This is a genomic window from Acinetobacter sp. YH01022 (assembly GCF_013420235.1).
Classification (GTDB): Bacteria; Pseudomonadota; Gammaproteobacteria; order Pseudomonadales; family Moraxellaceae; genus Acinetobacter.
Genome location: NZ_VOYP01000020.1, coordinates 1 through 14725, shown reverse-complemented (window position 1 = coordinate 14725; position 14725 = coordinate 1). Strand labels below are relative to the sequence as shown.

The window sequence follows — 14725 nt, the reverse complement described above, 5'->3', positions numbered from 1 at the left end:
GTTTTAACCCTCGCCTATGCATATAAATTTTAATGATCTATTTTTAAAAATGCAAAAACAGCTTGAATCCAGTCAGGCTGTTCTTGATGATTCACTGCTGATTGAGCTGGTGAACCGGATTCGCCCAGATGACTCGACCAATCTTGACGAAATTAACCATAAATTCCAGGCTTTTATCCAGGCACTGCTGCTTACACCCCATGCAGTTACTACCTTTCAGAATTTTATCTTAAAACTTATTAACCAATACAAGCAAACCAGTTTATATGCCGATACTGGCATTTTGTCTTTGGATGGTTTCTGGAATCAGCTCGCTCAGCGCCTGGGGGCGCATTTTCTTCCCCTGATTAATGATCAAAGCCAACTGCAAGATTTGGTACGGCGTGTTTTTTATCAGCGTAGTGACAAATACTGGCTGGATAGCATTGTCGATGCAGACTGGCAAAAACTCTTTGCTTTGATCAATCAGGGTCACAGCAATCAGCAAGACAAGCTTAAAATTAAAAGTGAGCTGATCAAGGCCATTACCGTTTTATCTTACCGGATTAGTGGCATTGGGCTGTATCCGGAATTTATTAACGCCCATCCGGAACTTACCGAATATGAATCGCCGTTCTTGGTACAAAACCGGGAAATCAATGAATTTATCCAGCATTACAAGGCACTGCATCAAAACACCGATCCGATGGCCTTAATTGTTCCTCCAGACGCATCTCAAGCTTTGGTCATGATTGAGCAATGTCGGGATGTGGTATTAAAAATTCGTCGTGCCACCAAAAGAATTGGTGTGAGTTTAAGCCTGACCTATCTGCTGTCATTACTGGAACAATGTCTGGACCGTATTGAACTGTTACTTAATCTGATTATGGATGAAGACCAGCTTCGCTATGAATCTTTAGGCTTGTTGCTGGTCGATATCACCCATGCCATTTATAGCGAGCGCAGTGTCCGGTCACTTTTAGCCGCCAATAGCGAACTGATTGCATTACAGGTCACCGAGAATGCCAGTAAAACCGGTGAACACTATGTAAGTACCGACAAGCAAGGTTTTTGGTCGATGTATAAATCGGCTGCAGGTGCCGGTGTCATTATTGCCACCATGGCCAGCTTGAAAATATTGGCTGCGCGAATGGCCATGGCACCCATCATGCAGGCCTTGGTCTTTAGCATGAATTATTCATTCGGGTTTATGCTGATTCATGTCTTGCATTTTACCGTTGCCACCAAACAGCCCGCCATGACTGCCGCAGCACTTGCAGCAACGGTACAACAGACCAAAGGCTCTAAAACCGCACAGATTGCTGAACTTGCCGCACTGATCATTAACATCATCCGCACCCAGTTCATTGCCATTCTAGGTAATATTTCCATTGCCATTCCTACTGCGGCCGTCATCACCCTGCTCTGGCAGTACGGCATGGATGAACCGCTTTTAACTCATGTCAAAGCCACCAAAACCTTACATTCCCTCAATCCATTTACCTCACTGGCCATTCCTCATGCAGCGATTGCCGGGGTGTGTCTATTCTTTTCAGGACTGATTGCCGGCTATTTTGACAACATGGCGGTGTACCGTAAGGTGGGTCCACGTTTACAGGCCCATGCAAACTTAAAACAGTTATTGGGGCAAGAACGCCTGAATAAATTTGCCGCCTATATCGAACGCAATTTAGGCGCATTAGCGGGGAACTTCCTGTTCGGAATCATGCTTGGCAGTATGGGCACCATCGGTTTTATTTTAGGGCTACCTCTGGATATTCGCCACATTGCCTTTGCTTCAGCCAACTTTATTCAGGGTTTGATTTGTATTAATGGCAGCCCTGAAATTGGCTTGATTATTGTGTCATTTTTAGGTGTATTGTTAATTGGTTTGACCAACCTGTTTGTGAGTTTTACTTTAACGATTATTGTCGCGTTACGTGCTCGCCGCGTTCGCTTTGAACAATGGAAGCCATTGGCCAAACTGGTACTCACCCACTTCCTGACTCGCCCCAGTGACTTTTTTTGGCCGCCAAAAACTCCATTAGAAGTAGATGAATTTTCAACACCGCAAAAATCGGCACTCAAGTAATTTGCTATTTTTGTTTTACTTCATGTTAAAAAATCGGTAAAAAGAAAAGCATAATTTACACATACTTGAAATAAAGTGTACTGATGAGTACACTTTAACCATTCATTAGTCATGCTTCAATCGACTAAGATAACAAAGGTTGCTTACATGCCTTATCTGTTGCTTGGTGTAGGATTTTTCTTATTTATTTTCAGCATATTAATGTTGGTTACGCCATTCTTGAATCACTTCGACTGGGTGATGATTGAATGGTTGAGCCAGCATCGTAGCGTGCCACTAAATAGAATATTCATCACACTTTCGACTATAGGCGGTATGCCATTTGTGTTATTTTTAACCACAGTCTGGTGTTTACAGCAGGCATGGTATAAAAAATTTACAAATGTTGTTTTTATTGGCATGGGGCTGATCGGAAGTACTGCCACGGTTTGGCTACTTAAATATGTAATTTCAAGACCTCGCCCACCCGAAATGTATCATCTGGTTGCAAGCTATGGTGCTGCATTTCCCAGTGCGCATAGCCTTTATGCCGCAACTTTGGGTTGTCTTGCAATTTATCTCAGTCAAAAACATCCCCAGCACATACTGGTTTGTATATGTGCTTTTATCTGGCTGTTTGTTATGGGAATTTCCAGGGTTTATCTGGGCGTGCATTTCCCCTCTGATGTCTTGGCGGGTTGGAGCATAAGTTTTATTTGGATCACACTACTTTATCTGCTGTATGCCAAATTAAGTAGAGAAAAAAGAAATTAGTTTTAGAGAAGAATCTAATCGAGGTGGAACAATGATGTCTGCAAAGCTATGGGCACCCGCCCTTACCGCTTGCGCATTAGCAACAAGTATTGCACTTGTTGGTTGTAGCAAAGATCCCAAGGATGCGCAGCAAGCTGCAGCAGCCCAAAAAATGCCACCGGCTGAAGTCGGTGTCATTGTTGCTCAACCCCAAAGCGTAGAGCAATCGGTAGAACTTTCTGGTCGTATGACGGCATTTGAAATTTCTGAAGTCCGACCACAAACCAGTGGTGTCATTCTTAAACGTCTGTTTACTGAAGGAAGTTATGTCCGTCAAGGACAGGCACTGTATGAAATTGACTCGCGAACCAACCGTGAAACTGTCGCCAGTGCACGTGCTGCGCTCAACCGTCAGCAGGCCAACTTAAACCTATTACGCGTGAAAGAAGGACGTTACCGTCAACTTGTCGGCACCAATGCCATTTCAAAACAAGAATATGATGATATTGCTGCACAAGTAAAACTGGCTGAAGCGGATGTCGCGGCAACCCAGGCCGAACTTAAAAATGCAGAAATCAACCTCGGTTATTCTACCGTTCGTTCACCTATTTCAGGTCAAACCAACCGTTCAAGCGTCACTGTAGGTGCCCTGGTTACCGCAAGCCAGGAAGCACCTTTAGTGACAGTGCAACGCCTGGATCCAATCTATGTTGACATTAACCAGTCGAGTGCCGAGCTGCTGCGTTTACGTCAACAGTTGAGCCAAGGCAATTTGGGTAGCAGCAACAATACTAAAGTGAAGCTTAAGCTTGAAGATGGCAGTTATTACCCAATTGAAGGTCGTCTTGCATTTTCCGATGCCAGTGTGAATCCGGAAACCGGTACGGTAACGCTGCGTGCTGTGTTCCAGAACCCGAACCATTTACTGCTTCCAGGCATGTATGCAACTGCTCAAATCGTGCAAGGTGTTATTCCGAATGCCATGCTGATTCCTCAGGCAGCGATTACCCGTACCCCAACAGGTCAGGCGATTGCCATGATCGTGAATGCCAAAGGTGTGGTTGAAACACGTCCGGTTGAAACTGCCGGTGTGCAAGGCAAAGACTGGATTGTGACCAAAGGCTTGCAAACGGGTGAAAAAGTCATTGTTGATGGTATTGCCAAGGTGAAAGAAGGCGCAACCGTGGTTGCCAAACCTTACCAGCCTCAGGGTGCAGGTCAGCCTGCGGCAGATGCAAATAAAGCAGGCCAACCTGCTGGCCAAGCACAACCTAAAACTGAACAAAAAGCTACTTCAAATGCATAAGGGGTAGACTGAATGGCTCACTTTTTTATTCATCGCCCGATTTTTGCTTGGGTGATTGCATTGGTGATTATGCTGGCGGGTATTTTAACCCTCAGCAAAATGCCCATTGCACAATATCCGACCATTGCACCGCCAACGGTAACCATTGCTGCGACCTATCCAGGTGCATCTGCTGAAACTGTAGAAAATACAGTCACCCAGATCATTGAACAGCAAATGAACGGTCTGGATGGCTTACGCTATATTTCGTCCAACAGTGCCGGTAACGGTCAGGCATCTATTGCATTGAACTTTGAACAAGGCATTGATCCTGATATTGCACAAGTTCAGGTGCAAAACAAATTACAGTCCGCAACTGCCCTGCTGCCTGAAGATGTACAGCGTCAGGGCCTCAAGGTGACCAAATCGGGTGCCAGCTTCCTGCAGGTAGTTGCATTCTACTCGCCAGATGGTTCACTCTCTGATGCCGACATCAAAGACTACGTCAACTCGAATATTTCTGAACCGCTAAGCCGTGTAGCTGGTGTAGGTGAAGTTCAGGTCTTTGGTGGTTCTTATGCCATGCGTATCTGGCTGGACCCAGCAAAACTCAGCAGTTACCAGCTGACCCCAAGTGATGTTGTGACCGCACTGCGCACCCAGAATGCACAGGTTGCAGTAGGTCAACTCGGTGGTGCGCCTGCTGTTGAAGGCCAGGTACTAAATGCCACTGTAAATGCACAAAGCCTGTTGCAAACACCTGAACAGTTCCGTGCCATTTTCTTGAAAAATGCCGGTTCTGGTGCAAAAGTGACTGTGGGTGACGTGGCTAAAGTTGAATTAGGCTCTGACACCTATCAGTTCCGGTCTAAATTCAACGGTAAACCTGCTGGCGGTGTAGCAATTAAACTGGCTACCGGTGCAAATGCACTCGACACGGCAACTGCAGTAGAAGAGCGCTTGCAACAACTGCGCAAAAACTATCCAAGTGGTTTGAAAGACCAGTTGGCGTTTGATACCACGCCGTTTATCAAACTTTCGATTGAAAGTGTGGTTCACACCTTAATTGAAGCGATTGTGCTGGTATTCCTGGTGATGTTCCTGTTCTTGCAGAACTGGCGTGCCACCCTGATTCCAACCATGGCCGTGCCTGTAGTGGTGTTGGGTACTTTTGCCATCATCAACCTGTTTGGCTTCTCGATTAACACCCTCACCATGTTTGCCATGGTCCTTGCAATTGGTTTGCTGGTGGATGATGCGATTGTTGTGGTCGAGAACGTAGAACGAGTGATGCAGGAAGAACATCTCGATCCGGTTACGGCGACTGAAAAGTCGATGCAACAGATTTCGGGTGCCCTGATCGGTATTACGACAGTATTAACCGCAGTATTCGTACCGATGGCATTCTTCAGTGGTACGACCGGTGTAATTTATCGCCAGTTCTCGATCACGCTTGTGACCGCGATGATTTTATCCCTGGCCATTGCCCTGACCTTCACTCCTGCGCTTTGTGCAACCTTGCTGAAACAGCATGATAAAGACAAGCCGGAAAGCAATGGTGTGTTCGCACGCTTCTTCCGTTGGTTTAACCATGGCTTTGACCGCTTATCAGTCGGTTACCAGAAATGGGTAGGCAAACTGCTGATTCATAAAATCATTGCGGGTGCCATTTATGCCGTGGTCATCGCTGGCTTGCTGTTCATGTTCAAGAACCTGCCAAGTTCATTCCTGCCGAATGAAGACCAGGGTGTAGTAATGACGCTGGTTCAGCTTCCACCGAATGCCACACTTGATCGTACCGAAAAAGTGATTGATCAAATGAACGGTTTCTTTATGGAAGGTGAAAAGGCCAATGTCGATTCTATCTTCAGCGTTGCGGGCTTCTCATTCACGGGTATCGGTCAGAATGCCGGTTTAGCCTTCATTAAGTTAAAAGACTGGAGTGAGCGTACAACACCTGAATCTCAAATCGGTGCCATCATCCAGCGTGGTATGGCCCTGAACGTGATTGCCAAAGATGCCTCTTACGTGATGCCTTTGCAGCTTCCTGCAATGCCGGAACTGGGTGTTTCTGCTGGCTTTAACTTGCAGTTGAAAGATGCTGCAGGTAGTGGTCACGAAAAACTGATTACTGCCCGTAACATGATTCTGGGTATGGCAGCACAAGATAAACGTCTTGTCGGTGTGCGTCCGAACGGCCAAGAAGATACGCCGCAATACAAAATTTATGTTGATAATGAAAAAGCCAGCGCTATGGGCGTCAGTATTTCTGAAATCAACAGCACCATGAGTATTGCTTGGGGTGGTTCATACATTAATGACTTTATTGACCGCGGTCGCGTGAAAAAAGTCTATGTTCAGGCCGTACCCGATGCGCGTATGATGCCGGAAGATTTAAACAAGTGGTACGTACGTAACAACCTGGGACAAATGGTGCCGTTCTCTGCCTTTGCAACCGGTGAATGGACCTATGGTTCGCCACGTCTTGAACGTTATAACGGTATTGCATCGGTGAATATTCAGGGTACCCCTGCACCGGGCGTCAGCTCTGGTGATGCAATGCTCGCCATGGAAGAAATCATTGCCAAACTGCCACAAATGGGCATGAGCGGTTTTGACTATGAATGGACAGGTTTATCTTTAGAAGAACGTGAAGCAGGTTCGCAAACTGCGGGTCTATACGGGCTTTCTATGTTAATCGTGTTCCTGTGTCTTGCTGCATTGTATGAAAGCTGGTCTATTCCATTCTCGGTACTGTTGGTGATTCCTTTAGGTATTGTCGGTGCAATTGGCTTAACGTTCCTTGGCATGATCGTACTGAAAGATCCAAACTTGTCGAATAACATTTACTTCCAGGTCGCGATTATTGCCGTCATTGGTTTGGCTGCGAAGAATGCGATCCTGATTGTAGAATTCGCCAAGGAGCTGCAGGAGGATAAAGGCGAGCCTTTGCTTGAAGCGACGCTTCATGCAGCGAAAATGCGTTTACGTCCCATTATTATGACCACCCTTGCCTTCGGTTTTGGTGTACTTCCGCTTGCACTGGCTGCAGGTGCAGGTGCAGGTAGCCAACATTCAGTCGGATATGGTGTACTGGGTGGCGTAATCAGTTCGACTTTATTGGGTATCTTCTTTATTCCGGTGTTCTACGTCTGGATTCGAAGTATCTTTAAATACAAACCTAAAAACCAAAATAATCAGGAGCAAGCATCGTGATGCAAAAGGTATGGTCTATTTCAGGTCGTAGCATTGCGGTATCTGCACTTGCGCTTGCTTTGACAGCCTGTCAAAGCATGCGTGGCCCAGAGCCCGTAGCTCAAGCAAATATTCCAGAACAGGGTTATTTAACCGCAAGTTCTGGACCTTCAATTGCTGAAAAAGGTTATAAAGACTTTTTTGCCGATCCACGCTTGCTTCAAGTGCTTGATCTGGCATTGGCTAATAACCGTGATTTGCGTACTTCAACGTTGAATATTCAGCGTGCACAGCAGCAGTACCAAATTACCCAGAACAACCAGCTGCCAACCATTGGTGCCAGTGGCAGTGTACTGCGTCAGGATACAATGAACACCAAGGGTGCGATGACCAGCTACAATGTCGGCTTAGGTGTGACTGCCTATGAGCTGGATTTTTGGGGCCGCGTGCGCAGCTTGAAAGACAATGCTTTAGATACGTATTTAGCGACTTCAAGTGCGCGTGATGCGACTCAAATTGCATTGATAGGTCAGGTTGCACAAGCCTGGTTGAATTATTCGTTTGCCAATGCCAATTTAAAACTTGCCGAGCAAACGCTGAAAGCCCAGCTTGAGTCTTATAACCTCAATAAAAAACGTTTCGATGTCGGTATCGACAGTGAAGTTCCTGTGCGTCAGGCACAAATTTCTGTAGAAACGGCCCGTAACGATGTGGCCAATTACAAGACCCAAATTGCCCAGGCACAAAACCTGCTGAACCTGCTGGTTGGTCAAGCGGTTCCTGCCAATTTGCTGCCGACTCAACGTGTCACACGTATCAGTCAAAGCAATGCCATTGGTGCCGGTTTACCAAGTGACTTGTTAAATAATCGTCCTGACATTCGTGCTGCGGAATATAAACTGTCTGCGGCGGGTGCTAATATTGGTGCAGCCAAAGCACGCATGTTCCCGACTATCAGTCTGACCGGCAACGCAGGCTATGCCTCAACCAGCTTGAGCGACCTGTTTAAATCAGGTGGATTTGTCTGGTCAGTGGGTCCGAGCATCGACCTGCCAATCTTCGATTGGGGTACGCGTAAAGCCAACATCAAGATTTCAGAAACAGATCAGCAAATTGCCTTATCTGACTATGAAAAATCGATTCAATCCGCTTTCCGTGAAGTGAATGATGCATTGGCGGTACGTCAGAATATTGGTGACCGTCTGGCAGCACAGCGCCGTCTGGTGGATGCAACCAATACCACTTACCGATTGTCAAATGCCCGCTTCCGCGCCGGTATTGACAGCTACCTGACGGTACTGGATGCACAACGTGCATCATATGCAGCCGAACAGGGTTTATTGTTGCTTGAACAAGCCAACATGAATAACCAGGTTGAATTGTATAAGACCCTGGGTGGCGGTATTAAAGCCAACACCGGTGATGCCGTTCAACAGGTACCTTCTTCGGCTGAACGCAAAGCGGCAAACAGTGCTCAGTAATATTCCAATATGATAAAAAAGCCTGCGCCATGCAGGCTTTTTTATTGCTTTTTTAAACATGATTTCCTATCTTCAATAAATCCCATTTCATTTGAATATCAAAACATGCTGCTGAGTAATTTAGAATCTGTTCCGGGTCATACCGTTATTCGTCAACTCGATGTGGTCTATGGCAGCACTGTACGCAGTAAGCATGTCGGACGTGACCTGCTTGCAGGCTTAAAAAATATTGTCGGTGGTGAACTGACGGCCTATACTGAACTGCTGGAAGAGTCGCGGCAGGAAGCCATGAACCGCATGATTGAAAAGGCCAGATTAATGGGCGCCAATGCCGTGGTTGGCATCCGTTTTTCAACCTCCAATATTGCCCAAGGTGCTTCGGAACTTTTTGTGTATGGCACAGCAGTTGTGGTGGAGCCAAACATTCCTAAACTTCCCGATCCATTTCAAGCGCAGGTCTAAGTGATGGATGGGTTAATTCTCCAGATAGTTGTTTTTGCCATTTTATTTGCACTCGGTTTTGGTTTCGGCAGATACAATGAACGCAAGCACCTGGATTCACTGGCGGAAAATGAACAGCGTTTGGCTTATATCACCCTGGATAATAGCCGTTTTAAAATATCTTCATATCCGGGGCAACTGGTGAGCAGCAATGTAGTAATTTCGCATGATTACTTTAAATATGTGATTGCCAATATCCAGAACTTTTTCGGTGGTCGTCTGACCAGTTATGAAAGTGTGGTGGAACGTGCCCGACGTGAAGCGATTGTCCGCTTGAAACTGGAAGCCGAGAAAATCGGTGCAACCCAGATTATGGGCTTACGCCTCAGTACCACAGAGATGGGCATGCAAGGCGGGATGGTAGAAGTGTTTGCTTATGGGACGGCGATTCGGGGTTAAGTAAATTAAATAAGGTTTGAATCCCCCTAAATCCCCCTTTTGCAAAGGGGGACTTTAAAGCTTCCTTTTAAAAACGAGGGAGCTTTAATTATTTCACCTTAGCCTTACGGATCATTTTATACAGTGTGCTTGGCGATAAGCGTGACATCCATACCCCCAGTTTTTCTTTAGTCCCACCCACTACAATGTATTCTTCACCGTTCAGCAAAGCACTCAGCACGGTTTTGGCAAACGCTTCTGGCTCCAGACCATTTTCAATCGCTTCATCCTGATGCCCCTGCGGTTTGCCTTCTCCATTTAAGGCGTTGAAAGACACATTGGTTTTGACAAAACCCGGGAACACCACACTGACATGAACACCCTCTTGTGCCACCTCAGCACGCAAGCTATTCGCCCACATGTGAATCGCCGCTTTTGCCGCCGAATAGCTGGCACGGTACTGAGTCCCCAATAAACCTGCCACGCTAGAAACGAAGATAATCCGGCCCGACTTTTGTTGCAGGAAAGTCGGTAAAACCGTTTTGGTCAGAAATACTTGTGAGAAATAATCCACTTCCATAATGGCACGTTCAGTTTGCATGGTGGTGTCGGCAATCAGGGCACGCTGGCTTAAACCGGCATTATTGATTAACCAGTCGATACGCCCTTTCTGACTTAGCACTTGCTCATAAGCATGACGAACCTGATTTTCATCAGTAATATCGGCAGCGACACAAATATGCTGATCAGGATGAGGTAAGCTTAAACGGACGTTTTCCAGTTCATCGATACGGCGTGCAGTCAGTACCACCTGTGCACCCTGCAAAGCACACTCCTGAGCAAGAGCCTTGCCTAAACCTGAAGATGCACCGGTAATCCATACCACTTTGTTGTTTAAACTGTCCTGCTGCGCCATGTTATGCTTCCTGTTTTAAATTACATTTCAGAATGGTTTGATCTATCATTTTTGGGCTCTGGGTTCAAAAACATCAGAAAATGATCAAGATAACGATGAGTATCTTGAGCATCATAATAAGTTCCAATTTTTTCCAAACGTTTATAGCCCATTTGCGTGGTCAAATGAATCACCCCATTCAGGGTTTTATCAACCACCAAATTGAATTTCAACATTTTTTTAGGCTCACGTAGCAAATAGGTCACGCCTTGATCGACCATTTCGGTAAAAGCTTTCAAGGCAGGCGAAACATATTGGCTATTTCCACTCTTGACTTGTTCCACACAACCTAACAGTTCCACCACCAGCACATGATCAACCTGATAGGAAATATAGTATTGGTCATTTTTTTCATGTGCCATTTCAATCAAATAATTAACCATTGGAGTGAGGCGGTCATTACCAAAAAATGACACCGACCACGGCATATATTTACGTACCGTATCTAAAATCTGTTGCACCACTTTTTCAGATTCCCGGTCACTGGAGGTAGATAAACGGGCAATTTCACCAAACACCTGATCAACAATTTCACAAGAGATATCCGCCAGGACTTCACCCAGCGGTTTCGCCAGACTTTCGCTTTTGCCCTGATTGAGTTGCTGGTGAATCTGCTGGAACCGTTGATGTGTTTCTGATTTTAATTTTAAAGAAATCATATAATTCATGGTGATCATCTCCTTTTTAGTATTGTTCTGCGATCATCTGCGCTGTTTTTATAATACTCTCATCATAGAACCGAATTGTGTATGTGCCAATCGCTTATTTTTGCATTTTCTTTAGCTGTCTCATCTGTCATTTTTTTTGCTACAATAACTGCAATTTTTTATTCACTTTTGATCTGTTTTCACTATGACTGATTCTGCGCAAAATATTGCTACGACATACGATCCTACCGAGATCGAGAAAAAATGGTACCAAACTTGGGAAGAGCGCGGTTACTTCAAGCCGTCTGAAAAAGGCGAATCATTCTGTATCATGATTCCGCCACCAAACGTCACCGGTAGCTTGCACATGGGTCATGGTTTTAACAATGCCATCATGGATGCACTGACCCGTTTTAACCGTATGTCAGGCAAAAATACCTTATGGCAACCGGGTACGGACCACGCCGGTATTGCAACGCAAATGGTGGTAGAGCGTCAGTTGGGTGCAGAAGGTATTAGCCGTCATGACCTGGGCCGTGAAAAGTTCATCGAAAAAGTCTGGGAATGGAAAGAACAGTCTGGCGGTAACATTACCCGTCAAATCCGTCGCCTGGGCTCTTCTGTAGACTGGTCTCGTGAACGCTTCACCATGGATGAAGGTTTATCCAATGCGGTGAAAGAAGTGTTTGTAAAACTGCATGAAGAAGGTTTGATCTACCGCGGCAAACGTTTGGTAAACTGGGATCCAAAATTACAAACTGCACTGTCTGATCTGGAAGTAGAATCAGATAAAGAAGAAGCAGGTTCACTGTGGCACTTCAAATATTTCTTTGAAGACAAATCACTGCGCACGCATGATGGTAAAGATTACATCGTAGTAGCAACAACGCGTCCTGAAACCTTGCTGGGTGATACAGCAGTTGCAGTTGCGCTGGATGATGAACGCTATGCAGACCTAGTGGGTAAAAACATCATCCTGCCAATTACCGGTCGTGCGGTTCCTATTGTTAAAGATGAATATGTCGACAAAGAATTCGGAACCGGCTGTGTAAAAATCACCCCTGCGCATGACTTCAATGACTATGAAGTGGGTAAACGCTGCGAATTGCCAATCATTAACATCTTCAACAAAAATGCTGAAGTATTGGCTGAGTTTGAATACATTGCGAAAGCCGGCGAGCAAATCTCTAAAACCATTCCTGCCCCTGCAGAGTACGTTGGTTTAGAGCGTTTTGAAGCACGTAAAAAACTGGTTGAGCAAGCTGAAGCGGAAGGCTGGTTAGACCAGATTCAACCATATACGCTTAAACCACCTCGTGGTGACCGTTCAGGCGTAATCGTTGAGCCTCTACTCACAGACCAATGGTATGTGAAAATTGCACCACTTGCGAAACCTGCGATTGAAGCAGTTCAAGACGGTCGTATCAAGTTCGTGCCTGAGCAGTACAGCAACATGTACATGGCGTGGATGAACAACATCCAAGACTGGTGTATCTCGCGTCAATTGTGGTGGGGTCACCGCATCCCAGCTTGGTACGATGCTGAAGGTAACGTATTCGTTGGTCGTGATGAAGCTGAAGTTCGTGCGAAAAACAACATCCCTGCAGATATTCAATTAAACCAAGACGAAGATGTACTCGATACCTGGTTCTCTTCAGGTCTTTGGACATTCTCAACTTTAGGTTGGACTGGTGATGCCAAGAAAGATGCGGAAAACTACTTCCTCAATACATTCCACCCGACTGATGTATTGGTGACAGGTTTTGACATCATCTTCTTCTGGGTTGCCCGTATGATCATGCTGACCATGCACTTCATGAAAAATGAAGATGGTACGCCACAAGTGCCGTTCAAAACTGTGTATGTACATGGTTTGGTACGTGATGGCGAAGGTCAGAAGATGTCTAAATCTAAGGGTAATGTACTTGACCCATTAGATTTGATTGACGGTGTGGATTTAGAAACTTTAGTACAAAAACGTACCACAGGTTTGATGAACCCGAAACAAGCGGCGAAGATTGAAAAATCAACGCGTAAAGAATTCCCTGAAGGTATTCAATCTTACGGTACAGACGCGGTTCGTTTCACATTCTGTGCGCTTGCAAACACAGGTCGTGACATCAAGTTCGATATGAAGCGTGTTGAAGGCTACCGTAACTTTGCCAACAAAATCTGGAACGGTACTCGTTTCGTAATGATGAATGTTGAAGGTCAAACGGTTGGTCAAACTGCGCGTCCTGATCTTTGGGAATTGCCTGAACAATGGATCGTGAGCCGTCTACAAAAAGCGACTGCTGCGGTACAAACTGCATTTGCAACCTACCGTTTAGACTTGGCTGCTCAAGCGATTTACGAATTCATCTGGAATGAATACTGTGACTGGTATGTCGAACTGACCAAGCCTGTACTCAACGATGAAAACGTATCTGAAGAGCGTAAAGCTGAAGTTCGTCGTGTTCTTCTTTCGGTAATGGAAGCGTCTTTACGTTTAGCTCATCCGTTGATGCCTTATCTGACTGAAGAAATCTGGCAAACGCTTGCACCTAAACTTGGTATTTCTGGCGAAACCATTATGTTGGCGCCGTACCCTGTTGCTGAGCAAGCATTGATTAATGACCAGGCTGAAGCAGATATGCACTGGCTGCAAGGTTTAATTGGTGCGGTGCGTAACATCCGTGGTGAGATGGGCTTAGGTAATGCACGTTTGTTGCCTGTTCTGCTGCAAAATACAACGGATGCTGAGAAAGCACAGATCACACGTATCGAAGCATTGTTCAAAGCATTGGCAAAAGTTGAAAGCATCACTTTCCTTGCTGATGGTGAACAACCACCATTGTCTTCTTCATCTGTAGTCGGTCACGTATCTGTATACGTTCCAATGAAGGGTTTAATTGATCCTAAAGCGGAATTGGGTCGTCTACAAAAAGACTTAGACAAGGTTCAAAAACAGCACGACCAAATTGCAACTAAACTTTCTAACGAAGGTTTCGTAGCAAAAGCACCTGCTGCTGTGGTTGAAGGCGAGAAAGTGAAACTTGCTGAATTTGCTGACCAGTTAGCGAAGATTAAAGCGAATATGGAGCAGATTGCGGCGCTGTAAAGTGTTGTTAATTTAACCAAATTCGTAGTATAAAGGGCTGATTATTCAGCCCTTTATTTTCTATGAACTCAGATATTACTGCTTGGATTGCTGTAGCTAGTGTAGCTATAACACTATTCGCTATATTTTTTACTTCTATAAAATATTTAGACTCTGGTGCTGAAAATTTAATTAGATCTCAAATTCGCTTTTTATCTAAAGTCTTAGGTTACAAATCACGTGAGATTGAAGAAAAAGAAATTCGAGAGTTATTTAACCCGAATTACGGATAAGAAAACCGCTTGAAAAAAAGATGGTTAGAGCCATTTAGAAAGTTACTACACAAACCAAAGACTCTAACCACCATGTTTGATTTTACAGAAATCTTCTGTGTTATTGAT

At 45.2% G+C, this 14725-nt stretch carries 11 protein-coding genes; 9 read left to right on the top strand and 2 right to left on the bottom strand.

Annotation, left to right across the window (positions count from 1 at the left end):
• The first annotated feature begins 16 nt into the window (after nucleotides 1-16).
• From FTT87_RS08815 to FTT87_RS08785, 7 genes are all read left to right on the top strand, one after another.
• On the top strand, nucleotides 17-2071 hold the full coding sequence (locus FTT87_RS08815; protein WP_180043200.1) for a site-specific recombinase: 2055 nt from the start codon (nucleotides 17-19) through the stop codon (nucleotides 2069-2071).
• A gap of 147 nt (nucleotides 2072-2218) precedes the next feature.
• A complete protein-coding gene (locus FTT87_RS08810) occupies nucleotides 2219-2824 on the top strand; it encodes a phosphatase PAP2 family protein (protein WP_180080653.1) in 606 nt (201 codons plus the stop codon).
• A 31-nt stretch (nucleotides 2825-2855) separates the two neighbouring features.
• The gene (locus tag FTT87_RS08805) at nucleotides 2856-4109 is read left to right on the top strand and encodes an efflux RND transporter periplasmic adaptor subunit (RefSeq protein ID WP_180174713.1); all 1254 of its coding nucleotides are present in this window, start codon (nucleotides 2856-2858) and stop codon (nucleotides 4107-4109) included.
• A gap of 12 nt (nucleotides 4110-4121) precedes the next feature.
• Nucleotides 4122-7304: an efflux RND transporter permease subunit gene (locus FTT87_RS08800; protein ID WP_086196868.1), complete on the top strand. Its 3183-nt coding sequence runs from the start codon at nucleotides 4122-4124 to the stop codon at nucleotides 7302-7304.
• Nucleotides 7304-8764 (top strand): multidrug efflux RND transporter AdeIJK outer membrane channel subunit AdeK, encoded by a 1461-nt coding sequence (adeK, locus tag FTT87_RS08795; protein ID WP_180080681.1) that lies wholly within the window; start codon nucleotides 7304-7306, stop codon nucleotides 8762-8764. Before FTT87_RS08800 ends, adeK begins: the two co-directional genes overlap by 1 nt.
• Nucleotides 8765-8869: 105 nt before the next feature.
• A complete protein-coding gene (locus tag FTT87_RS08790; protein WP_180080651.1) occupies nucleotides 8870-9226 on the top strand; it encodes a YbjQ family protein in 357 nt (118 codons plus the stop codon).
• Between the two features lie 3 nt (nucleotides 9227-9229).
• Nucleotides 9230-9664, top strand: a complete 435-nt coding sequence (locus FTT87_RS08785) for a YbjQ family protein (RefSeq protein WP_180174712.1) — start codon at nucleotides 9230-9232, stop codon at nucleotides 9662-9664.
• An 88-nt stretch (nucleotides 9665-9752) separates the two neighbouring features.
• Here the strand turns inward: FTT87_RS08785 and FTT87_RS08780 are convergent, their stop codons facing one another.
• Nucleotides 9753-10559, bottom strand: coding sequence for an SDR family oxidoreductase (locus FTT87_RS08780; RefSeq protein ID WP_180080649.1), 807 nt, complete (start codon nucleotides 10557-10559; stop codon nucleotides 9753-9755).
• Between the two features lie 20 nt (nucleotides 10560-10579).
• A complete protein-coding gene (locus FTT87_RS08775; protein ID WP_180043204.1) occupies nucleotides 10580-11266 on the bottom strand; it encodes a hypothetical protein in 687 nt (228 codons plus the stop codon).
• A gap of 184 nt (nucleotides 11267-11450) precedes the next feature.
• On the opposite strand from FTT87_RS08775, the gene FTT87_RS08770 reads away from it, so the two are divergent.
• Together FTT87_RS08770 and FTT87_RS08765 are read left to right on the top strand one after the other, a co-directional pair.
• Entirely contained in the window at nucleotides 11451-14345 is a 2895-nt protein-coding gene (locus tag FTT87_RS08770; protein ID WP_180174711.1) for a valine--tRNA ligase, read from the top strand.
• Between the two features lie 62 nt (nucleotides 14346-14407).
• A complete protein-coding gene (locus tag FTT87_RS08765) occupies nucleotides 14408-14617 on the top strand; it encodes a hypothetical protein (RefSeq protein ID WP_180174710.1) in 210 nt (69 codons plus the stop codon).
• Nucleotides 14618-14725: the final 108 nt, after the last annotated feature.